The sequence below is a fragment of the Chitinophagaceae bacterium C216 genome (assembly GCA_028485475.2).
GTDB classification, from domain to species: Bacteria; Bacteroidota; Bacteroidia; order Chitinophagales; family Chitinophagaceae; genus Niabella; species Niabella composti.
The window spans coordinates 2,295,631-2,318,544 of the sequence record CP144143.1; the positions used below are offsets into that span (position 1 = coordinate 2,295,631).

Below are 22,914 nucleotides of genomic sequence, written 5' to 3' on the forward strand. Positions count from 1 at the left end.
TCAGGTTTTATGTAATTAGAAAATTTAAACTTCAATACAAAACATATCCTCCGACAAATCGCTTATTTTTTGAAAAGACCATTTTTAAGACTTGGATCTATTTTCTTAAAATTCAACCCGAGGATATCACTGATAACAGAAGATATATTTACAAGATGTATCTCTTCAATTGAAGTACGATTTTTGAATGATGGGCCAAAACCGATAAATCCAGTACGCAGTTCCTTCATGCGTGGATCGTGACCATGTGAGCCAGTTACATTCTTTTTTACTTTTATAAAATCACCTTCAGTGTTACCATTAAAAGCAGAATTGTTATTGGCACTTACAGCCAGGGCTACTTCAGGATTCACTCCCATACTATCCAATTCTTTACGATCAATAATACGGAAGTATGCCTTTTCAGAAGCAGGTACACTATTGAGAAGTTCTTTAACCTTTTGTACCGTTTCCTGATCATTAGGGTCTTTCAGATATAAAAATGCAGAACCGCCGGTACTATGAAAACGTGCTTTCCAGTCTTTGTTTGTGATAATGCCGGCTTTATACAAAAGTGTATTAGGAGCAATAGTATTACGTGCCGAAACAAATCCATGATCACCTGTAATAATAATATCTGTTTTCTCCTTAATACCGGCTTGTTCATAAGCCAATAGCACCATATTCAACATACTGTCGATGATGCTTAGTGCCTGTTGAACCTTCGGATTATTTCTACCATTTTGATGCTGTGCATGATCCAGACCCACAAAATGCACTGCCATCAAATTGGGTTTATATTGTTTTACAATATAAGCGCTCATCTTACCTATTGTAAAATCAATACTATCCTGCGAAAAGCTTTTGGCTGATAATAAACCTGTTGAAGCCTGTATATTGTCAAGCAGGTTTTTAGGTGTAACAAGAGGACGGGTAATTGTTAACTGATCCGTTTTCTCATCATTATCAGCTCTGCGCACGGGGAAGTTATAATTAATAGGAGCACCCACAGTTACCGGCCACATTACCGCCCCGGATGTTAAGCCTGCAGCCTTAACCGCATCCCATAGAGTTTCAACTTTTATATAAGATTCATTCCAATACCAAGCTCCTTTTTTACCCTGATAAGGGGCATTATAATAAATACCATGCTGAGCTGGATGTACACCTGTAATAATGGAAGTATGCGAAGGATAAGTGACAGAAGGGAAAACGGTCACGGCTCCTTTGGCGTGCACCCCACTTGCTTTCAACTTCTTTAATGTGGGAGCATTCCACTTTTCTTGCAAATAGAAATCCGGACGAAACCCGTCAATACTTACCAGCAACACATGCCTGTCCTTTTGTGCAACACTCACAAGAGATGTAAATAATAAAAACAATAATAATCTATAACGCATAGCTTTCTATTTAGTAATGGGAATGAGTTCTATATCATCTATCCAAATCTTAGAACCTGATTGAGTGTTTCCGAAATAAAAGGCAAGACGATAATTACCTTCCTTATCAGCAGCAGCAGACTTAAAAGAATGAGTATTTATTTTCTTCTCTGTATTAATTTCGGCATCGATAATTCTATCCCTACCATCCGCAACATTTTCTAAGCGCACCAAAAATGAGGCATCCTTCTCTGCTACAGTTTTAAATTTTATCGTAAAGCGTTCTCCTTTTTTAACAGGGAATGGCCAGGCCAACATGATAGCTGCAGGACGAGGACCGGGCTTATCTACATTTATTAAAGCGGATTTTCCTGATATTTTACCACTTTCATCGATATTGATTGTCGCCTTCGCTTCATTAGCCACCCTTACCGTCCATCCTCCTAAGTTATCATCGAAATTCCCGTTAATGAAACGCCTATATGCACGCATTCTGACATTATACTCTCTCGTATCAAGCGGAAATGCGCCTATACTTTCTGCCCATCGTCTCCAATCAGTATACATTTCCTTTACACGATCAGGATAACGGGAACTTAAATCGTTCATTTCGATAGGATCCCTTTCCATATCATACAGTTGTAGAGCAGTCTCATTAAATGTATTACCCTCTTCGGTTTTGGCTACAAGTTTCCATTTTCCATCTCTAACCGCAATATTGGCTTCATGTTCCCAATATATTCTACCTCGATGATTAGAACTTCCCGAAAAATGCGGCACCAAGCTTTTACCTTGCAAGGGGACAATTCTATTGCCTTTATAGGTTGTGGGATATGTGGCCTTAGCTACATCAATACAGGTAGCCATAATATCTGTAATATGGCCGTACTCTTTAACATAGCTATTTTTCAATTCAGCTTTAATACCTTTGGGCCAGTGAACAATTAATGGGGTAGCAATACCGCCTTCGTGTGTAAAATGTTTATACTCTTTATAGGGAGTACTGCTCACATTTGCCCAGTTGATACGATAACTCTCAAATGTTTCCGCTGTGCCATCAACAGCTTTACTCTTACCACTGCTAATATACTCAGCACATGCACCATTATCACTTAGAAATAGAATCAGTGTATTATCGAGTTGATTATACTCTTTTAAAGTTTTGACAATACGCCCTACTCCCTGGTCCATGATATCTACTTGTGCTGCATAGATGGCCATACGCATACTCATCTCTTTTTTCTCTTCCTCACTAAGGGTATTCCAAGCGGGGATGCGTTCATCTCGAGGGCTTAACTTAGCATTAGCATCAAATAATCCCATTTGCTTTTGTCGTGCAAATCGTTCTTTTCTAATAACATCCCAGCCTTTCATGTAAATGTTCTTATACTTCTCAATAATAGATGCAGGAGCATGCAAAGGCCAATGTGGAGCAGTATAGGCTACATACATGAAAAACGGCTTATCCGGCTGAGCAGCGAAATGTTCCTTAATATATTTTACACTGGTATCACTGATAGCATCGGTAAGGTAAAAATTATCAGGAGCATTGTAGCGGGTATTGTTGCTATAGATAACAGGAGTGTAATAATTAGCACCTCCGGGTACTATTCCAAAATATCTTTCAAATCCACGTTGGATAGGCCAATTATCAATAATATAACCATCAATCTTTCTTTCATTAGTAAGGTGCCACTTGCCTGACATATAAGTATTATAGCCAGCTGGCCTCAACACTTCTGCAATAGTAACGCATTCGTTATTGAGATTGCCCTGATATGCCGGAGTTGTTTTTAAATCCGCAGCTGCCATCCATCCCATGCCAGCCTGATGCGGATACAATCCTGTCATTAGAGACGCCCTTGTAGGACAACAACGGGCTCCGTTGTAAAACTGCTTATACCGCAATCCTTCTTTAGCTAACTGATCAACATTGGGGGTTTGTATTTCCCCTCCATAACACCCAATATCCGAGAAGCCCATATCATCCACCAAAATCAGAATAATATTGGGTTTTTGCTGCGCCAGCGTTACAGAAAACGAGGTTAAAAAAATCAGCAGTATAAGAAGTTTGTTATACATATCTTGTTAGAGTATTTAGTATCCTTAAGGTTTAACTGGATGGAAAATTTTATTTTTATCTACTCAAAGACGAGTACACATCACAACTAAATAGGGATGTATCTAACCTTTCTTGCTTTTAAGTTTTTCTCATAATGCAGAAAGGCAGAACATCCCTATTACATACACTTATTAATTATTTATCAATTACGCGATTCTCAATCCCAGACTATCGAGTAATGAAATGGTGAATTACCATATCGATAAAGCCTTTTGACCTTTCGCAAACGCATCAGTAAAGCGATAACTAATATACACCTCGTTAGCACCCATACGCTTGTTATTGATTTTTTCTGAATGCAACTCACGTGTATAACCCAGCGCCAGCTTTTTGATACGCACACCTGCATTCAATAAAGTTCCAATATCTTGTCTGTAGCCACCTCCTATCCAAAAAGTATTTAGAAAAACAGTTTTCAGATGGCCTTCAGCAATACCCTTGCGAACATTATCATAGAGATAGTTGGCGTTAGCCACAAGACCGAATTTATCGGAAAAAGCATAACGATATCCGCCATGAATAGAATGACGCAGTGCATAGTAATCTTCGTAATAAGACGTATTACCACTTTCAGATTTTACTAAATCACTGGCAGAATACCCCACGTAGAAATTCTCCGAAGACAATCCCACACCTAAGTTTAACCCATATTTGGTAAGTTTATTATTCCTTTTTAAAGCATCAAATGCAGGGTCGTTAGGATCACCCGGTAATAAATCTGATATATCCGTTTTCAGATTATCATAGCTAATGCCCAAACCCGCTTTAAGATTTAATGTAGACGTGATAGCAGCTGATGCACTATAGGAAAGGTTCACACCTATATTTTTGGTATTCCCGTAATCGTCTTTAAGCGCAGCCAATCCGATGCTGTGTTGAACTTTGCTATCTGCAGAAGCCCCCAAATCTACTAAGCGCACATCTCCTGATAAAAAGAAAGTCTGAGGAGCTTTATCAAATGTAGTGATCTGATTTCTATAAAAAGCCTGCACCGAACTTCCATCATTTCCGGTTAAAGCGGGATTCAAATATTGCTTGAACTGCGGAAAATTTGCAATAGTTATTCTATTTTGAGCTTTGCCTACAAAAGCAGTAGTTATTATAAGAATAAGCAAAGAATATTTTTTCATTCGTTTATCTTTTAAATTTTAAAGGATTGAGGAAAGTAGCTTATTGTAAAAAATAAGCTACTTGATAACAGTTACTGTACCTCTCTCTTCCAATAACAAATCAGGAACTTTAATGATGTAGAAATAAGAACCCGGAATTACTTTACCGTCTTTATTCTTGCCATCCCATCCTACTGTAGGATCGGTAGAATAGAACAATCTGCGACCATCTCTATCCAGCACTTCCACAGAACTACGAGTATAGCACTGCAAATCAGGAATAAGCCAGGTATCATTAATACCATCACCATTAGGCGAGAATGTATTTATGATATTGATATTTTCGCGAAGCTTCACTTTTGTAGTAGTAAAAAGAAACTCCGAATTAACAGTACCACTACCGGCGATAAGATCTCCTCTTACTTCATACTCACCCAAACGATATTGATTATACTTGGTTATCTCTGACCAACGAACTTCTGCCATTTGTTTTTCTCCATCCTCAAGTGTAACCTCTACAGTCTTAGGTAGAGGCAATAATCTGAAAATGGTTTTAATAGGAGCAGATACTTCTGGTACAGGGGTTATGGCAGTAATCTTCCTCAGAGGGATAACAGGCTCTTCGGCTATAAGTATATTGTCAATATCAATTGTACCCACAAAATTAGCATTGTTGGAAATTTTAAACTGGCGGAGTCCGGCCAATTCTGGTGTTAAAGCTGGTACGTCATCCAGCATAAGCTTAGCATTACCTTCCTGGTCAACAACCCACACATCGGCAGCATCATCCAGAACGGAGCCTATGGTTTCTCCATCTGGTGCTAAATAACCTGCAGGTCTTCCGCTATTATTAATAAACCATATAATTTTATGCTTACCCTCAAGTGGATCACTGCTAATATTCCCTGAAGGGGCACGCCCTCTGATGACAAATGCACCGGTTGTAGCTACCGGACTGATGTATATAGCCGAGTGTACAGTTGTATTACCTGGATCTGCCGGAGCTGTACCACTCATACCCATTCCTACTGAGAAAAGGAATCCGTTCGAAACGTTTGTCCCCGGTGTATTATCGGATATCTCGATATCCATTTCAAATCTAAGGAAACCGCCCACTCCAGTGGGGTTAAATGGTGTGGTTGTTTTTGAGGCTGAAGCTCTGTTTGTACCGGAGCCACCCACTTTTACAATTTGCAGGGTATTATTCAGTGTATTGAGCGTAGCGTTTCCATTAAAACTAAGTCCGTCAAATTGATTAGTACCAGTTCCTATATAGTCCCGATAATCTGTAGACGAGTTAAAATCCTGCTGGAAATATATTTGAGCGGAATTGGTAGGTGTAGGACCTGTATCTGATTTTTTGCCCGGTGCGGGGACATCTATATCAGCAGCCTCTTTTATATCGGCTGTACATGCGGAAAACGCCGCTATAAATATGAGTATTGCAGATTTCAAATAATATTTTGCTGTCATAAAATTCAGTTTTTTGGTTCTTTAAACAAATTCTATTAATTACCCCATCCCGTATTTTGACTTCCAAAATTTTTATTCAATATCAACTCACTTGTAGGAATCGGGAATAACAAGAATTTAGGAACACTCACATTTAAAGCATACACGTGTACACCGTGTCTTGGAGTCCATGTTTTAGTGGTGTTATTATAAGATGGATAATTGCTGGTAAATGTAGAATATGTCGGATATCCTGACAACTTATTATTTAATCTGTGCAGGAATTGATATTCATACATTGTTACGTTATTGCCCAAAGGACTCGGCATACGCACTAAGTCGAACCAGCGTTGGCCCTCTCCTACCAGTTCCAAACCACGATCATCAAAAATCTTCATCCTGAAGTTTTCCTTAGTTCCTGCTGTTGCAGGGGTCAAATCTGCTGGCACGCTTCTAGGAGTTCCGTTAGCTGTTCTCGCACGCTGCCTTACTCTGTTAAATGCAGCTAATGCTTCACTTGTAGGACCGTACAATTCATTTAAAGCTTCAGCTTTAATATAATACACTTCTGCTAATCTGATGATGAAAAAGTCATTACCATGGTTACGTTGATCCTTACCGGTTGGATCTATATACTTGCGACATAAAGGAGTAGCAATTGTATAGTTTCCAGCACCAGCCGGTACTACTGCGGGATAAATGTAATAGGTTCTACTTTGAGGACCCGTTGCCTGTACCCATAGACCACTTTCGTATCGATAATCAAATTCTACACTATCTGCATCTACATAATCTCCGGAGCGATAATAATCGGCAAACCAGTGCATAATTCTATAAGTACCATCCCCGTTCTGGTTATTGCCGTTTGCAGAAACAAAATGCGTATTAGGTGCATTAAAGCGGAGCGCATATTCAGATCCTGCAGCCGGCTGTGCACGGTTGGTGGGGTCTGTCTGGAAACGAATACCAAAGATTACCTCATTGTAAGCCAGGGTTTCTTTTCCTATATCAAAGAGGTCGGCATAATTATCCAACAATACATATTCGTTGCTATTAATTACAGAATCCGCATAAACCACTGCATTTGTAAAATATTCGGTAGCATCTTGTCCTTTTTGCAATAACTGATCACCGTATGTAAGGTAAGCCTGTGCCAACATCGCTTGTGCAGCCCCCTTGCTGGCGCGTCCTAATTCTGCAATAGGAATAGCACTTTTTACCGGAAGCAATTCCGAGGCTTTTTTGAAATCACTAAATATCTGCTCATAAGTTTGCGCGAGGGGGGCTCTTGGCAGATAAAAATCACTATCTACTCTTGTAGGAGTAATTCTCAATGGTACTCCACCGTACAAGCGCACCAAATAATAATAACAGAATGCCCGGATAAAGTAAGCTTCTCCATAAGCTCTATTTCTAAAGCTTTCGCTCAACTTAGGCATGTTATCTAATACATCTATCAGCTCATTGGCATTAACAATAGTTAGATACAAACCATTCCACATGGAAGCCGTGTTGGCGGGTGTGAACAGCCTTTGCGCATATGGTCCATACTCTGATCCAGAGTTTGAGAAAAAGTCATCAGCGCATGCTGTAAGCATAATATGCCCTTGAAATTTAAACATTCCAGGATCGTTAAATCGAGCATACATACCTACAATTAATGCGGTAATGTCACCCTCTGTGGTGATAGTACCTGGAGTGGGTCTATCATATATAGTTTCATCCAAACTACAAGACTGTATAAACAACGTTATCAGTATCGGAGATAAGTATTTTAAGAATCTTTTTTTCATCTGTATAATTTTTTATAGAGATCAGATGGATTAAATCAGTTTTTTGTATTTACCTTTTTTGCTTATCAATCGTTAGAAAATCAATTTCAACGATGCGGAGAAAGAACGAGGTTGTCCTAATGTTCCTAAATCTATACCGTTATTAATCGAGCTAAATCCAAACGAGTTGATATTAGGATCGTAACCGGTGTATTTAGTGATTGTAAACAGGTTGGTTCCTGTAACAGACACTTTCAAATCTCCCAGTTTCAATCTTTGAGGTAAAGAGAAGGTGTAACCCAAACTTACAGTTTGTAATCTCAGGAAAGATGCATCTTCTACCATCCAATCTGGGAAGCGTTGTTGCAAACGAACCGAATTTGCAGTAAGAGCAGGATATTTATTGCTGGTACCCTCTCCATACCAACGACCTTCATATGCATCACGCATCATATTATGGGTAGTATTACCATGACCGGAACCCACCATCCATCTATTCAAATTGAGTAACTGAGCACCATGGCTTCCGAAGAAAACAACAGCTGCAGAAAATTTTCCGATGCTTAAATCACTAGTCAAACCGTAAGTAAAGTCGGGCATGGCATCACCTATCACTGTTTTATCAGCATCTGTAATCTGGCCATCACCATTAATGTCAACATATTTCACCATACCAGGCTTTATGCTTGATTTAGCGTTATCGTTAGCCAGTGCTGGGTCATTATCAATTTCAGCCTGGTTCTGATAAATACCATTAGTTTTATATCCATAGAAGGAAGAAAGTGCATATCCCGGAATAGCAGCCGTTACTGGTTGACCTAATACGAGACTACCTGCAGCAAAGAATGTTCTTCCGTAGATAATATTTGATTCTCCCATATGGATAATCTTACTCTTTATAGGCGAAATGTTACCGCTTATATTGAGAGATTTTTTAGCCTTAGAGAAAACGTTATAACTTACTTCCACATCCAAGCCCTTGTTAGACACTTTACCTACATTGGTGTAATAGCTAGAGATACCGGAAGAAATAGGTACGCCAAGATCAATCAACAGACCTGTAGTTATTTTGCTATATGCGTCTACTGTAATATTCAGACGGTCTTTAAGCAGCCCTAAATCAAATCCCGCATTATACTGAACTGTTTTCTCCCAGCTTAGATCAGGGTTGTTAAATCGAGAAAATACGTAGCCGGTTTCAATGTTAGTTCCTATCGGATAGAAGTTCAGACCGTATGATGCCTGTGAACCACCAATAGCAATATTGTCGTTACCCGAAACACCAACACTTCCCCGTAATTTGAAGGATGAAACAGGGGAATGCCCTTTAATATGTGTTTTAAAGAACTTCTCATTGGTAGCATTCCAGGCCACACCCAGAGATGGATATAAAATCCATTTATGTCCGGGAGCTAATCTACTGGAACCATCATAACGTCCTGTAGCCATGATAGAATATCTTCTATCATATGTATAGTTTACACGACCGATAAACGAAGCCAAGGCCCTAGTACGGTAAGTATTAGAAAATCTACCAGGATAACCGGCCGCCCCCATGTTCCAGTAATGAAGTGTGTTGGACGGGAAATCCATATTAATCACACTTGAGGATCTATTATACCATTGCTGCCAAGAAAAACCTCCCACAGCATTAATGGAGTGCTTACGCTTAATTACCTGTCTATAAGTAAGAAGATGATCTAACACATAATTATAGTTGCTATTATCACCCTCTGAAGCATACCCATCCGGTGCTGTATCTCCTAACCATGTGCCGGTAGGATAATATATGTGACGACGGGTAGTTACTTCATTCACACCAGCTCTAAACTGGTAAGTAAGGAAAGGCGTAATCTTATACTCAGCAGTAAAGTTTGATATGAAGGTTCTTATATTGGAATGATCCTTTGCATAAGTAATAAGGCTTAAAGGATTGTTTTGGATAGATACGTCTACGTCGGCTGTACCATCTTCTTCATTAATGGTGTATGGTACTTGCAATGGGTTAAATGCTATAGCACCCATTACTGTAGAACCACTAAGAATACCCGTCCAGTTTGACTGAGATCCGAATTTTCTATAAGCGTAGGAAGCAAAGGTCCTTAATCCAATTTTCAGCCTATCAGTCACATGACGATCGTAGTTCAAACGAATGCTCCCACGCTGAAGTCCTGCATTCTTGATGATACTCTTCATATCAGCATAGTTTGCAGACAGCAGATAATTCCATTTGTTTCTTTCATTACCTGTAACAGAAACATGATAGTCCTGAGATAAGGCTTTACGATAAACCATCTCTTGCCAATCGGTATTCGGCATTTTGGCAACCGAATCTAACTGAGCTTGGTTATAAACCGGATTACCACCATCATTCACAGCTGCCTCATTTCTGAAAAGCATATACTCGTAGCTGTTCAGCATGGGGATTTTTTTGGGCAGCATACTCAGGTCGAAACGAGAAGTAACAGTAACCCGATCTTTTACCCCTCTACCGGATTTAGTGGTAATCAATACTACACCATTTGCACCCCGTGAACCATAAATAGCAGTGGAAGATGCATCTTTTAAAATTTCTATGGATTCGATATCGTTAGGATTCAATGCGGCCAGAGGGTCAGCAGGCGGAGCATCAGCAGTACCGTCCAGTCCGGTACCGGCATATGCCGCACTAAAGGAAGATTCAATGGGTTGACCATCTATAACAATTAAGGGTTGATTGCTACCGGTCACAGAGGTCATACCTCTGATGTTAAATGAGATGGCTGCTCCGGGCTCCCCGGTGTTCAACACGATATTTACACCAGATACCCTACCTTGCAATGCCTCAACAAAGTTATTTACCTTATTTTCATCTACGTCCTTAAGACGTACAGATGAAATAGAACCGGTCACATCACTTTTGTTCAAAGTACCATAACCTACTGCCACTACTTCCTCCAGTTCTGCAGCAGAAGGCACTAATAAAACGTCAATGCGATTTCTATTGGAAATTGCAATTTCTTGGGATGTATAGCCAATATGGCTCACGATCAAAACGTCGCGGGGCGAAGCCGTAATAGTGTACTCCCCTTTGCTATTGGTGGTGGTAGCACCAGCTTTCCCCTTTATCTGAATACTGGCACCAGATAAGGGGCTCTCATTAGCAATGTCCTTGACAGTACCCGAAACCCTAAAGTTTTGAGCATATGCACTGTCTATGACAAAACTAAATAGAAGACAATAAACTAGACAGATAGTTTTGTAACAAGCATTCATTAGCATAAATGTTAATAGTTAAACAAACAAAGCAATCAAAAGAGATAATACGAGGCAAGCCTATCATACTATCATTGAGCATCGAATTTAGCACACACTCCCACCTGCAGCTATAATAATTGTGTTGTTTTTTATAAATTTTGTACTACACGATAAGTTCGTCATACATTTATATACAATCACATGCGAAATCTCCCCATGCTGAATCCCTCCCAACTGCTCCGTACTTATTATTACCAAATTCTAGCTATATAAATGATAATACCCACTCATACTTTCAAAAATTTTCATTTCCCTTCTCGATAACTCTCCTATTACATTTTTCAATAATTGATAAACATATTTAATAATACTGTCTACAATTATTATATAATATATAGTGTGTTTAGAAGTATCTTTAGGCTATGATGATCCAACGTTTTATACTAAGCATTTTGCTTGTCGTATTCAACCTCAACATTACGATTGCCCAAAAAAGCAACAAACCTAACATAATTTACATTCTCGCAGATGATTTAGGTTATAGCGAACTAGAGTGTTACGGCAATAAGTTCAACGAAACACCTTTTTTGAATCAAATGGCTGCCGAAGGGATGTTATTTACTCGATTTTACGCCTCGGCACCGGTATGTTCACCCTACAGAGCTGCCTTAATGACAGGACAATATCCTGCCAGAGTAGGCATTACGGATTATCTTCGGCCTAATTCTCAAAAGCATCTGCAGCATGCACACATTACCTTAGCAGAAATGCTGAAAGCAGAAGGATACAAAACCGGTATCGTGGGTAAATGGCATTTGTCTGGTTATAAACTACACGGCGCTCCAGAATCTTCTCCTAACGAACATGGGTTTGATGAAGTAATTGTAAGTGAGAACCGCGGTATTGCCGAAGGCACTTATTTTCATCCTTATCACTTCAATACAGATATTCAAAAAAAATTAAATACAGAACATGAGTATCTTACCGACAGACAGAATGTGGAAGCCATAGAATTTATCGAAAGAAATAAGCATCAGCCCTTTTTTCTTTTCTTAAGTCATTACGCGGTGCATACAACTGTTCATGGCAAGCCCGAAATTGTAGCACACTTTAAAAATAAAGAAGAAGCCGGCACCAGTGCGCCAACACCTAAAAATCCCGACGATGATCCCTACAAGAAATATCCATCAGGCTCCAAAGCCCAGCAAAACAATCCCCATCTAGCAGCACAACTCTATTCTATAGATGAAGGGGTGGGTATGATTATGAAAAAACTGAAAGAAATAGGGCTAGATAAGAATACTATAGTCATTTTCACCAGTGATAACGGAGGCGAAACAACCATTACCACCAATGCACCTTTGCGCGGCGGGAAAAGTATGTTGTACGAAGGCGGCGTTACAGTTCCGTTTATAATATGGGGGCCTGGAGTTAAAAAAGGAGCTGTTTGCGAACAGCCAATAGTCAATTTCGACATTTATCCTACGCTAAAGGAGTTAACTCGCGCAAAAAACAATACGCAATTATTAGATGGTGTGTCATTTGCCCCTATATTGAAGGATCCGAAAGCTGCCTTACCGAAAAGAAATTTTTATTGGCATTATCCTCTTAATGAACCTCATTTTCTGGGTGGCCGTTCCGCAGGGAGTATTATTTCCGGCAAATGGAAACTGATAGAATTTTTCGATAATCAGACCTACGAGTTATACAATCTCGAGGAAGACCGCAGCGAAACAACGGATCTGGCATCCCAATATCCACAAATAGTAGAACAACTAAAAAAAGACCTAGTTGCTTGGCGCAAAAATGTGGGCGCAACCATGTAAGTTTGCCAGGTTAACGATTGCAATATTCTTCGAAAACGAATCTAATTATGCATAAAGTATTATTATCACTAATTTCTTGCATGATGCTGATGCATCTGTCTTGTCAGAACCCCGATGCGCAACCGACCAAAACTTATACCAATCCGCTGAACGTAAAGTTTGGCGATCCATTTGTATTACGTGCATCGGACGGTAAATATTATATGTATGGAACAGGAGGTGGTGCTAAAAAAGGATTTGCCGCATATTCATCTGAAGATTTGATAGACTGGAAATATGAAGGTCAAGTGTATTATGGCAATAACGAAAACGGCTGGGGCGTTGGCGATTATTGGGCTCCCGAAGTATATGAACGTAACGGCAAATTCTACATGTTTTACAGCGCTCAGTGGAAAGAGAATCCTAACAATGAAAAAGAAAACTTCAAAATCGGTGTAGCGGTAGCAGACAAACCTACCGGACCATTTATTGATATGCAGAATCGGCCGATTTTTGACCCCGGATATCCCATTATTGACGCGAATGTGCTTTTCAACGATGATGGGAAAGTATATCTATATTACTCCAGATGCTGCTATAAACATCCTGTTGAAAGTGAAATTGCCGACTGGGCGCGTAAAAAAGGATGGTTTAAAGAAATTGAGGAAAGCTGGGTATACGGCATAGAGATGAAACCCGATTTTAGTGGCGTAATTGGAGAACCTGTATTACTCTTACGTCCACCTGTAAAAATGGACGACAAGCAAGCAGAATGGGAAAGCCGCTCAGTTACCTCCAATGAGGTAAACCGTCGTTGGACAGAAGGCTCTTTTATCTTCAAACATGGAGATACTTATTATATGATGTACTCCGCTAATTTCTTTGGAGGACAGAATTACGCAGTAGGTTACGCCACATCTAAACATCCTCTGGGACCGTTTACTAAGGCAGCCAATAATCCAATACTTCAAAAGAATACCGCATCAGGTGGTATCGTTACTGGGACAGGGCATAACAGTGTAACTTACTCACCTGACGGCAAAACAATGTTGTGTGTGTATCATGGCCGCACTAATAAGACAGGCGATGAACGCGTAGTGTTTATTGATAAAATGCGCATCACCGAAGACGGACTTCTTATTGTTGATGGTCCTACAACCGATCCACAACAGGTGCCATAGCATTAAGGCTTTGCTTCAAAAATCTCTTTCGAACGTTCTCGTATGATTTTTAGAAGCAAAGCGTAAGCGCCTTCTGGCATATTGCCATGATCGTAACCGTCGAGCTCATACAATTTTGTTCGTGTATGGCCGGCAAGTTGCATCATACGATGCCAGTAGGCGTTTTCTTCATATCGACCCAACAACTCTAATTCTCTATCTCCTGTGATTAGAGCTATCGGTGGAGCTTCTTTTCTTACATAATATAACGGAGCCATGGAATCAATTAAAGGTTGTAAAGCATCCACTCCCCGCTCCTGCCTGATGGTGAAATGTGTAATAGCTTGCCCGCTAAAAGGAATAAGTGCTGCTATACGATTGGCATCAATATTGTATTTGCTTAAATAGGCTTTATTCATCGTAACCATCGAAGCCAGATAGCCCCCGGCAGAATGTCCACTAAGAAAAATCAGCTTATCGCTTCCACCATAACGATGAATATTCTGAAACACCCAAGCCACAGCTGCTGCAGCATCCTCAATATATGCCGGAGCTTTAACATGAGGCGACAATCTATATTCTACTGTTGCAATCGCATATCCTTTATTTTTCAAAGGCTCGGGTAGATCTCGCCGTCCTCCTGTAATACCGCCACCATGAAACCATACAATAGTGGCAAAATCTTTCTTTCCCTCCGGATAATATAAATCTAGCACACACATGGTGTCTTTATACGGATCATTACTGTAAAATGTAGCCGGATAATATTTAATGCTTTTGACAGTCTTATAGTGAGTTTGCGCCAATATTATTTGGCATGTGAACGACAGCAACAAAAAAAACACTACTTTTTTCATAATAGGTTAAAGTTATGAAAAAGTAGTGTTCAGTTGTCCCTAGTATAATTGTGCTATGATTTTCTATTCCATTGATATAGTGAAAAATCAAAAGGAACTTTCTGTGTTGCCTTATTGGCTACTACAGCAATTCGGTTATGGCCTGGTTTTAATAGATGCGTAAATTGGGAAAGATTGATATCGTCATAATGACGCTTAATTCTCACTTCATCCTCACTCCATACTAGTACACCATTAATATAAACTGTTACATTTCCCGAAGCATACAACTTCAAACCCAGTCCCTCAGGAACTTTTTTCAAGTCCACATTTTGATAGGCAAATACATTGCCGTCCTTTTTCAGTTCCACAGGCTGTTTGCTTTGTTGAAAGTTGGTTGAAGAAGTAGTCAACCAGTCTGTCGAAGTTGCATTATAAGAATAGAATAACAATGGACGATCGGTTTCACTACGCTGATTGATAAAAGTGATTACGCCGTCATCGGGCTGGTCATACATAGGAGCATGCAAATGTCTTAATAAGTTTTCCTCTATTTTAATCACTTTTCTATCGTATGTCATCAGACCATTCACCTCGCCTTCTACATCTGTTGTTTGGGTATAAATGGCTGCGGCCAAACCACGTTTTACCATCAAAGCAAGATTATGCATCAGCTCTGTGTATTCTCTTACAAGCACAGAATCCTGAGTATAGGTTTTGTATCCCCAGTTTCTTTTATTGGGATCCCAGATATGTCCTTTAATTACAAGTCCCAAGCCTCCAAACTCTCCTAATACCATAGCGCGATTCTTGTTTTGCTCTACTATTCCCATACCGGGTCCAGGATACTGGTGTACATCTAGCACATCTCCTACGCCACGATCTGTCCATCCGCTGGGAGAATTTACAATTCGGGTAGGATCATACTGTTTGGTCCATTCAGTTATCCGCTTAGTATCGTATTGTCCCCAGCCTTCATTAAACGGCACCCACATTACAATAGACGGGAAGAATCGCAAGTGATCCATTATAGCCTTCCATTCTTTTTCAAACTGAATTGCAGACTCTTTTGGACGTACCCAGTCTTCTTTATCCTCATGTTTTACATGAGATGGGTGATCGGGCCATTTAAAGCCAGATGGCATATCTTGCCACAACAATACACCAATTGAATCAGCCTGATAATAATAGCGCGAAGGCTCTACCTTTATATGCTTGCGAATGGTATTAAAGCCCATTTCCTTCAACTTGATAATGTCGAACATCATCGCCTCTTCCGAAGGTGGGGTGAGTAAACCGTCAGGCCACCATCCTTGATCCAAAGTTCCAAAATGGAAAACTGGTTTATTATTTAAAGCTAGACGTAAATATCCATTCGCATCCCTTACCATACTCACCTTACGCATGGCAAAATAGGTTTTGAATGCATCCAACACTTTATTTGCCTGCTTCACCGTGACACTCGTTTGGTACAAATGAGGCGTTTCAGGTGTCCATAATTGGGCCTGCGAAATTGGCAACTCTAGCGCACTGGCATAAGCAACAGTAGTATCTTTTATAACCCTACCGTTACTTTTAATGACAAAATGCAATTGATGCGATGGGTTCAGATTTTCTCCCTTGATATGAAACTTTACTGTTCCTTTATCAATATCAGGAACAGGATATAAATTACTTATATGCGATTTGGAAACAGGTTCCAGCCATACAGACTGCCAGATACCTGAAACTGCCGTATACCATATCCCTTTAGGGTCCAGTACCTGCTTACCACGTGCTTGGAAATCGGTATCGGTAGGATCCCATACGGCAACAACGAGTTTTTGCTGCCCTGAAGGCTTAAGATAAGGTGTAATATTAAATGAAAAAGGATCCGAGCCTCCTTTATGCGAACCGACCAGCTTGTCGTTTACCCATACTCTAGCTTCCCAGTCAACAGCATCAAAATGTAATAAAATATCCTTTCCCTTCCAGTTGTCGGGAATAGTGAAACTGCGATTATACCACAGCTCCTGATCGGGTAGTAAGGGTTTTCCTACTCCTGATAAGGCAGATTCAATACCAAATGGAACCAAGATCTTACCATCGTAACTGGTAGGTTGAACACTTCCCTTGTTTTTTATACTATAATTCCAAAGGCCGTTCAGATTTTTCCATTCTTTTCGCTCTAATTGAGGTCGAGGGTACTGTTGCCATACATTTTGCGGATTTACTGCTTGTCCCCAGGTGGTAATAAGTCGGGTGTGGGCAGGTTGATAAGCTTGTGCAAATACTAAACTACTAACAAATATCCCTAGGCAAGTAAACGTTTTATACATTCAATACAATTTATTATAGGCAAAATAATACTGCCCCTGTGCATATTCATGTCAATTTTGTATTGATTCGTGTAAAAAATGTATATACCGAGCTTATTCTGATACAAAAATGATAATAGCCTGATAAAGAATCTGTTTAGATTTTATCAGGCTACATTTATTGCATTTTAATATAAAAATTTTAAAAACTATCAGTTCTCAAACTGAAAACTACCACTAGAAAGACTGAATACAGCAAAACCCTTTTTGTACTCAAGAAGTGTTACGCCCTCAACTTGGGAAGCAGGGATACCGTTTTCCTTTATGCTGCTAGGATCATTGGTAGGAATTTTTATTATAGCGTTAGTATTGGCAGGAATTTCGATATGCCATTTTATTTTTTCTTTTTCCAGTTGCCAAGAACTCCTGATAAGTCCATAGGCAGATTTGTAGGAAGCTCGTACATATTCCAGCCCTGGTATAAACAAAGGTTGCATCTCTATTTGTTTAAACGCAGGACGAGCCGCTTTGACCCCAGCGACGTTTTCAAATAACCAAATTAATAAGTCCCCTAGTAGCATCACATGGTTTTGTGAGTTCATTTGGGGGCTGGCCGTATTACCATTCCATAATTCCCATATGGTAGTGGCTCCATTGGCAATCATATAACCCCAACTAGGGTAAGTGGTATTGGTTGCCAGCGTTAAGGCTACATCCGCGCGACCATAATGGGTTAATCCCCGCATCAGCCATTGCGTACCGATAACCCCCGTACTGATATGCATCTGGTCCGCTTCCATTTTCTTAATAATCCGATCAAAAACGCATGCTTTTTTATCCGATGGCACTAAACCGAAATATAGAGGAAGCAAATTGGCTGTTATGGTTCCATTATCGTAATTACAGCTTTGCGCATTAAAAAACTTATTATTAAAAGCCTCTAATACTTTTTTACTTTCCTGCTCATACATTTCAATATCTTTAATATTTTCGGAGAGGGCAGCAAAAGATTTCATTAATTGTAAAAAATGGTAGTAATAGGCTGTTGCAATAAGGTGGCCGTTAGTGGTACGCGTACTATCTTGTGACCGTATTATGGTTAAATCCTCTGGTGGAACACACCAATCACCGTATTTATCTTTAGTAAGAATATAATTTTTAAGATACTTACGCTTCATGTAGGTGAGCCACTTTTTCATGAAAGGATAGTGTGCTGTAATTACCCCTTTATTGCCATACTGGCGGTAAAGCATATCTGCTACTAGCAAATACACTCCGGGCCAAGTCATATTATCAGAATAGTAATTCCAATAAGCCGGAGCCACATCCGGTATCGCCCCTTCCTCTGTCTGAGACTCTCTAATATCGTCGAGCCACTTTACATAAAGGGCCTGATTATCGAATAAAAAGCTTTCTCCATAAGCGCCCTGCGCTCGATCGCCCAACCAAGGTTGGCGTTCATTACGTTGGGGACAATCCACCGGCATACCTTTATAGTTGGAAGCAATACCCCACCAGCTATTTCTGATAATTTTATTAATCGTTTCGGATGAAGTTTCCAGATTACCGGTATCATTCATGTCATCATAAATAACATGTCCCTCAAAATCGGATAACTTCGGAATTCCGGGCCAACCGGAGATTTCCACATAGCGGAAACCATGATACACAAACCGAGGATGCCAAACCTCTATCCCCTCGCCCTTTAGAGTATAAATATCCGTAACCCTTGCATCTCTTAAATTAGCTACATATAACTCTCCATCCGACTGTAGGCTTTCAGAAAAACGAAGTTTTACCTTATCACCGCGCTTTCCTTTTACCCTTATTTGTAACCAGCCTGCAAAGTTTTGTCCCATATCGAGTATATAAATACCCTCCCTTAGTTTGTTTAATTTAACAGGCGCAATACGCTTCATGATTTTCATAAAAGGATTGGGTTGCGGTATTATATTACCTTGGGGAGCAGATACCAGTTGTGGTTGTAACCATTCTTTATCATTATACCCCACCTTAGTCCAGTCTCCCAGCTCTTTAGTGGCATCATATTCTTCCCCATCATACTCATTATTGGTACGTATAGGGCCATCGGCTGTAAACTTCCAGCTTTTATCGGATAGCACCTGGGTAGTGGTACCATCCTCATAGATAATGTCTAGTTGCAATAAAAATTTAGGAAAGCCAAAATTGTTAATCTTTTGGGGCTTGTATTGTTGCCGCATGGTGAAGAAACGTCCATTGCCTAAAATTACTCCAATGACATTAGTGCCTGAAGTAATATGCGCTGTAACATCAAAAGTATTACTGAACACAGATTTTCGATAATCCGTAGGTGCGGGTGCTAAAACTTGTTCTCCTATTTTATTTCCATTAATGTAAAGCTCGTATAACCCTAGACCAACAATATTAACAAAAGCCTTTTTGATTTTTTTGGACGAGGTGAACTCTTTTCTGAAATATCGAGCTGATAGTCTTGACCACTGTGAAATGCTATCCCAAGGGAAAGCATTATCATACCCAATCCATTGAGCCTTCCATTGTGATGATTGTAATAATCCGATAGTAAAATATGCGGGGGCACTCCACGCTTCGCCTTTATTGGTAATAGAACGTACTCGCCAATAGTAATAACGATTCGATGCTAAAGGCCTGCCTTGATAACGAATAAATAGGGTTTCATCGCTTAACACTTCACCGGAGTCCCATATATCACCGATGTTTTTTTCGGCTCTCTCTTTTGATGAAGAAACGATAATTTGATAGGCCTGCTGCTTCACATTCCTCGATTTAGAATATAATTGCCAGCTAAAATTGGGTGTGGCTGTGGCAACACCTATCGGGTTCTTTAGTTGCTCACATCGCATATGCTGAACAGTTACCTGTGCAGCTGTTGTAACCGTCAGACATAAGCACCATATTAATATCCGAATCTTCATCATATTGTTACTTCATATTGAAGTTAAACCATAATACAATTCGCAACGCCCTAGATGGATCCTTTTCGTAATCGTAATAAATATTATCCAATCCCATTGGTCCGGTGGTTTCTCGAGTTTGTGTGCGGGAGCCAATAGAAGGGATCGCATTCATGAATGAAATATCACCATCAGGGAACCATGGTTCATAATTGTGCCATTGATCCGTCTTCCAACGTGCACGGTATAAACGGAGGAATAAATCCTCAGTTTCTGTTGCTACCATAAAGCGTTGGTTTCTGGTATGAAAAATACCATAATAAAAATTTGCATAATAGCCTTTAAACTCTGGGTACACCCAGCTTTCACCTGTTTCAGTATCGTTATACACTTTTTCCCAAAGATTTATTGTTCCACCCTTTAGTCTGTTTTTCCACACCCGGTATGGCCCTTTGCCAAGATATGTTACGGAACGTATTTCACTTTCGGGAAGATCAAAATTGACTCCCAGCATTTTTGTATGCAACGAATCGGGGAAATAATTTACTGTCAGCTGTACCCATCCATTCTTATGTATTACCCATTCCAGCGTATTGAAACTTTGCTTTTTATCGTATGTCGATTTTATCACCAGATTTTTATCTTCATCATAATGATATTGTATACCTGAAAAATTGGTTACACCTTCCTGGACAATGGGGCCGTTCGATAAAGGCACCTGACCTTTATCATTACGCACCTGCAACAATAAACCTTTTGCCTTATCAAACAATAACTCTAATGCGCCCACACTTACTTTATACGCATTCGATGTTTCTGTCAACACAACATCATAAACACCCTCTTTATTTGGCAACAGCTCCCGAATCTTTTGCTGAGGGGTACGAATAGGAAAGCTCCAAGTAAAAAGCTCTCTTTGATACAAATCTTTTACCGTGATATATAATACATCGTACGAGAACCAATCATCAGGTAAGGGCACCTGAATAAATCCCTTGTGACCTGGTAATATATCAGGGGCAGCAATGGTTCCTTGTTTTTCTAAATTACCCGTATGGGCAAATCGTTGCAACTTCCATGAATAAGAACAAGTGTTTGCATTAAGAAAGTGATATCGATTTTCAATGTAAAACTTTCCGTCGAAATTCTCGGTAATCTCTCTTCGCTCAAAAAATATTGGACTCCACACTTCCTTAATGGTATAAAAGCTCCCTTCCTTTTCATGATGAGGCCCCAAAATTCCATCAGCGCCTCTGTGTTTGTCCGTATCGATGGAATCGTTAAGATCTCTTCGCACTACTCCTTGATCTGCAAAATCCCATAGAAATCCTCCCGCACTGAGAGGATTATGCCACATCTTATGCCAGTAATCCTCCAGACCAGCCCCATGCCCACCATCAAACCATCCATGCAAGAATTCGGTTGGCATTACAATTTCGCGACCATTATCGTAATTACCCACACCATAATTGTACTGACGATAATGTTGTGTTTCGATACCATTATGCAATTGCCAAGGATAAATCACGACTCTTCGCTGTAAGTCGTATAACTCAAAATACTGATCGAGCTCAGGATTGCTTCCTCCTTCATTTCCATTGGCCCATAGTACTACAGAAGGATGGTTACGATCATGCTCCACCATTTCCTTTACTAGTTGCTTTCCTGTATGTGTATCATAATGACCATGCCATCCCGCTAGTTCGTCAATAACATATAATCCTAACGAATCACACACATCCAAAAAATGCCCATCTGGCGGGTAATGAGCCATGCGCACAGCATTCATATTCATTTCTTTCATCAGCAATACATCCTCTACGCTGTTAGTATAGCTTGTCGTCCTTCCACTTTCGGGTCGAAATGAATGGCGGTTTACACCTTTGAATTTTATTTTAACGCCATTAATATAAATACCATCCCTTCTCCTTACTTCAATCGTTCTGAAACCAAATTTTTGAGTAACCTCATGCATCAATTTTCCATTCTGATAAATGCGATACTTAGCAAGATATAAATATGGCGTTTCCGATGTCCATAAATGAGGCTGATTTATTTGCGTAATGATGGTATGAGATACTTCCTGATGTTTAGAGATGATATCTTTCTTATACGCATGCACCTTTTGATGCTGTGCATCATAAAAGTCTATTTCCACACGATCAATAAGCGGGGCATTAAATGTAGTATGAAAGCTTCCATCGGCCTTGGCATCGATAGCAATATTACTGATATGTATAGATGGCAATACCTCCAACCATACGGGCCGGAATATTCCTCCGAATATCCAATAATCGGCTTCACGCTCTGCTGCATTTACTGATTTATTAGTAGAGTGCTTATCTACCTTTACCTCCAGTAGATTCTCTTTACCATATTTCAACAGCTTAGATATATCGTACTTAAACGCATAAAAAGCCCCTTGATGTTTAAGCCCGGCCAATTTACCATTAATTTTCACTTCTGCATCCGTCATTACACCTTCAAAAACGATATTCACTATTTTCCCCTTCCAAGATGTCGGCACGTTAAATGTTCTTTTATATAAGCCACTTTCCTTACCACGCACACTGTCTTTAGCAAATCCATAATCATATTTTCCAAACCCCTGTAATTCCCAGCATGACGGCACTCCTATTGTAGTCCACTTGCCCGAGTTCATACCGGCAGTGCAATAAAAATCCCACTCTACCATATCATCGCTACCTCTTCCGGAGAGATATACTTTCTCCGTTTGCTGGGCCAACATTACACTTGCCCATAACAACAACAACACGGTATTAATACTTTTTAGAAAGTATTCCCACTTGGTCATATTAAATTCACCACGAAACTTCATATGGCTATCTGC

At 39.9% G+C, this 22,914-nt stretch carries 12 protein-coding genes; 2 read left to right on the plus strand and 10 right to left on the minus strand.

The features are described from left to right. Positions 1-62 precede the first annotated feature (62 nt). The 6 genes from PIECOFPK_RS09870 to PIECOFPK_RS09895 all read right to left on the minus strand — a co-directional run bounded on the left by PIECOFPK_RS09870 (position 63) and on the right by PIECOFPK_RS09895 (position 11,068). Positions 63-1,379: an alkaline phosphatase family protein gene (locus tag PIECOFPK_RS09870; RefSeq protein WP_409965756.1), complete on the minus strand. Its 1,317-nt coding sequence runs from the start codon at positions 1,377-1,379 to the stop codon at positions 63-65. 6 nt (positions 1,380-1,385) lie between these two features. Continuing rightward, the gene (locus PIECOFPK_RS09875; RefSeq protein WP_409965757.1) at positions 1,386-3,440 is read right to left on the minus strand and encodes an arylsulfatase; all 2,055 of its coding nucleotides are present in this window, start codon (positions 3,438-3,440) and stop codon (positions 1,386-1,388) included. Between the two features lie 231 nt (positions 3,441-3,671). Further along, positions 3,672-4,610 carry a PorP/SprF family type IX secretion system membrane protein gene (locus PIECOFPK_RS09880; RefSeq protein WP_409965758.1) on the minus strand — a complete coding sequence of 313 codons (939 nt, stop codon included), beginning with the start codon at positions 4,608-4,610 and terminating at the stop codon, positions 3,672-3,674. A gap of 57 nt (positions 4,611-4,667) precedes the next feature. Beyond that, on the minus strand, positions 4,668-6,062 hold the full coding sequence (locus PIECOFPK_RS09885) for a gliding motility-associated C-terminal domain-containing protein (RefSeq protein WP_330975327.1): 1,395 nt from the start codon (positions 6,060-6,062) through the stop codon (positions 4,668-4,670). A 35-nt stretch (positions 6,063-6,097) separates the two neighbouring features. Next, positions 6,098-7,834, minus strand: coding sequence for a RagB/SusD family nutrient uptake outer membrane protein (locus PIECOFPK_RS09890; protein ID WP_409965759.1), 1,737 nt, complete (start codon positions 7,832-7,834; stop codon positions 6,098-6,100). Between the two features lie 72 nt (positions 7,835-7,906). Continuing rightward, positions 7,907-11,068 carry a SusC/RagA family TonB-linked outer membrane protein gene (locus PIECOFPK_RS09895; RefSeq protein WP_330975329.1) on the minus strand — a complete coding sequence of 1,054 codons (3,162 nt, stop codon included), beginning with the start codon at positions 11,066-11,068 and terminating at the stop codon, positions 7,907-7,909. Positions 11,069-11,502: 434 nt separating this feature from the next. Here PIECOFPK_RS09895 and PIECOFPK_RS09900 point away from each other — a divergent pair, with 434 nt between their 5' ends. Further along, on the plus strand, positions 11,503-12,876 hold the full coding sequence (locus PIECOFPK_RS09900; RefSeq protein WP_330975330.1) for a sulfatase: 1,374 nt from the start codon (positions 11,503-11,505) through the stop codon (positions 12,874-12,876). Positions 12,877-12,923: 47 nt separating this feature from the next. Next, entirely contained in the window at positions 12,924-14,036 is a 1,113-nt protein-coding gene (locus PIECOFPK_RS09905; RefSeq protein WP_330975331.1) for a glycoside hydrolase family 43 protein, read from the plus strand. Positions 14,037-14,038: 2 nt separating this feature from the next. Here the strand turns inward: PIECOFPK_RS09905 and PIECOFPK_RS09910 are convergent, their stop codons facing one another. The 4 genes from PIECOFPK_RS09910 to PIECOFPK_RS09925 form a co-directional block, all read right to left on the minus strand. Next, a complete protein-coding gene (locus PIECOFPK_RS09910) occupies positions 14,039-14,821 on the minus strand; it encodes an alpha/beta hydrolase (protein ID WP_409965760.1) in 783 nt (260 codons plus the stop codon). A 104-nt stretch (positions 14,822-14,925) separates the two neighbouring features. After that, a complete protein-coding gene (locus PIECOFPK_RS09915; RefSeq protein ID WP_409965761.1) occupies positions 14,926-17,169 on the minus strand; it encodes a glycoside hydrolase family 2 protein in 2,244 nt (747 codons plus the stop codon). A gap of 191 nt (positions 17,170-17,360) precedes the next feature. Continuing rightward, positions 17,361-20,087 (minus strand): family 78 glycoside hydrolase catalytic domain, encoded by a 2,727-nt coding sequence (locus tag PIECOFPK_RS09920; protein ID WP_409965762.1) that lies wholly within the window; start codon positions 20,085-20,087, stop codon positions 17,361-17,363. Between the two features lie 4 nt (positions 20,088-20,091). Continuing rightward, positions 20,092-22,902, minus strand: coding sequence for a glycoside hydrolase family 2 TIM barrel-domain containing protein (locus PIECOFPK_RS09925; RefSeq protein ID WP_409965763.1), 2,811 nt, complete (start codon positions 22,900-22,902; stop codon positions 20,092-20,094). Positions 22,903-22,914 lie beyond the last annotated feature (12 nt).

What these genes read in the sequence shown, in the direction of transcription:
- PIECOFPK_RS09905 (WP_330975331.1), top strand. Translation starts at nt 12,924, where the DNA reads ATGCATAAAGTATTATTATCACTAATTTCTTGCATGATGCTGATGCAT.
- PIECOFPK_RS09880 (WP_409965758.1), bottom strand. Translation starts at nt 4,610, where the DNA reads ATGAAAAAATATTCTTTGCTTATTCTTATAATAACTACTGCTTTTGTA.
- PIECOFPK_RS09885 (WP_330975327.1), bottom strand. Translation starts at nt 6,062, where the DNA reads ATGACAGCAAAATATTATTTGAAATCTGCAATACTCATATTTATAGCG.
- PIECOFPK_RS09895 (WP_330975329.1), bottom strand. Translation starts at nt 11,068, where the DNA reads ATGAATGCTTGTTACAAAACTATCTGTCTAGTTTATTGTCTTCTATTT.
- PIECOFPK_RS09870 (WP_409965756.1), bottom strand. Translation starts at nt 1,379, where the DNA reads ATGCGTTATAGATTATTATTGTTTTTATTATTTACATCTCTTGTGAGT.
- PIECOFPK_RS09890 (WP_409965759.1), bottom strand. Translation starts at nt 7,834, where the DNA reads ATGAAAAAAAGATTCTTAAAATACTTATCTCCGATACTGATAACGTTG.
- PIECOFPK_RS09915 (WP_409965761.1), bottom strand. Translation starts at nt 17,169, where the DNA reads ATGTATAAAACGTTTACTTGCCTAGGGATATTTGTTAGTAGTTTAGTA.
- PIECOFPK_RS09875 (WP_409965757.1), bottom strand. Translation starts at nt 3,440, where the DNA reads ATGTATAACAAACTTCTTATACTGCTGATTTTTTTAACCTCGTTTTCT.
- PIECOFPK_RS09920 (WP_409965762.1), bottom strand. Translation starts at nt 20,087, where the DNA reads ATGATGAAGATTCGGATATTAATATGGTGCTTATGTCTGACGGTTACA.
- PIECOFPK_RS09925 (WP_409965763.1), bottom strand. Translation starts at nt 22,902, where the DNA reads ATGAAGTTTCGTGGTGAATTTAATATGACCAAGTGGGAATACTTTCTA.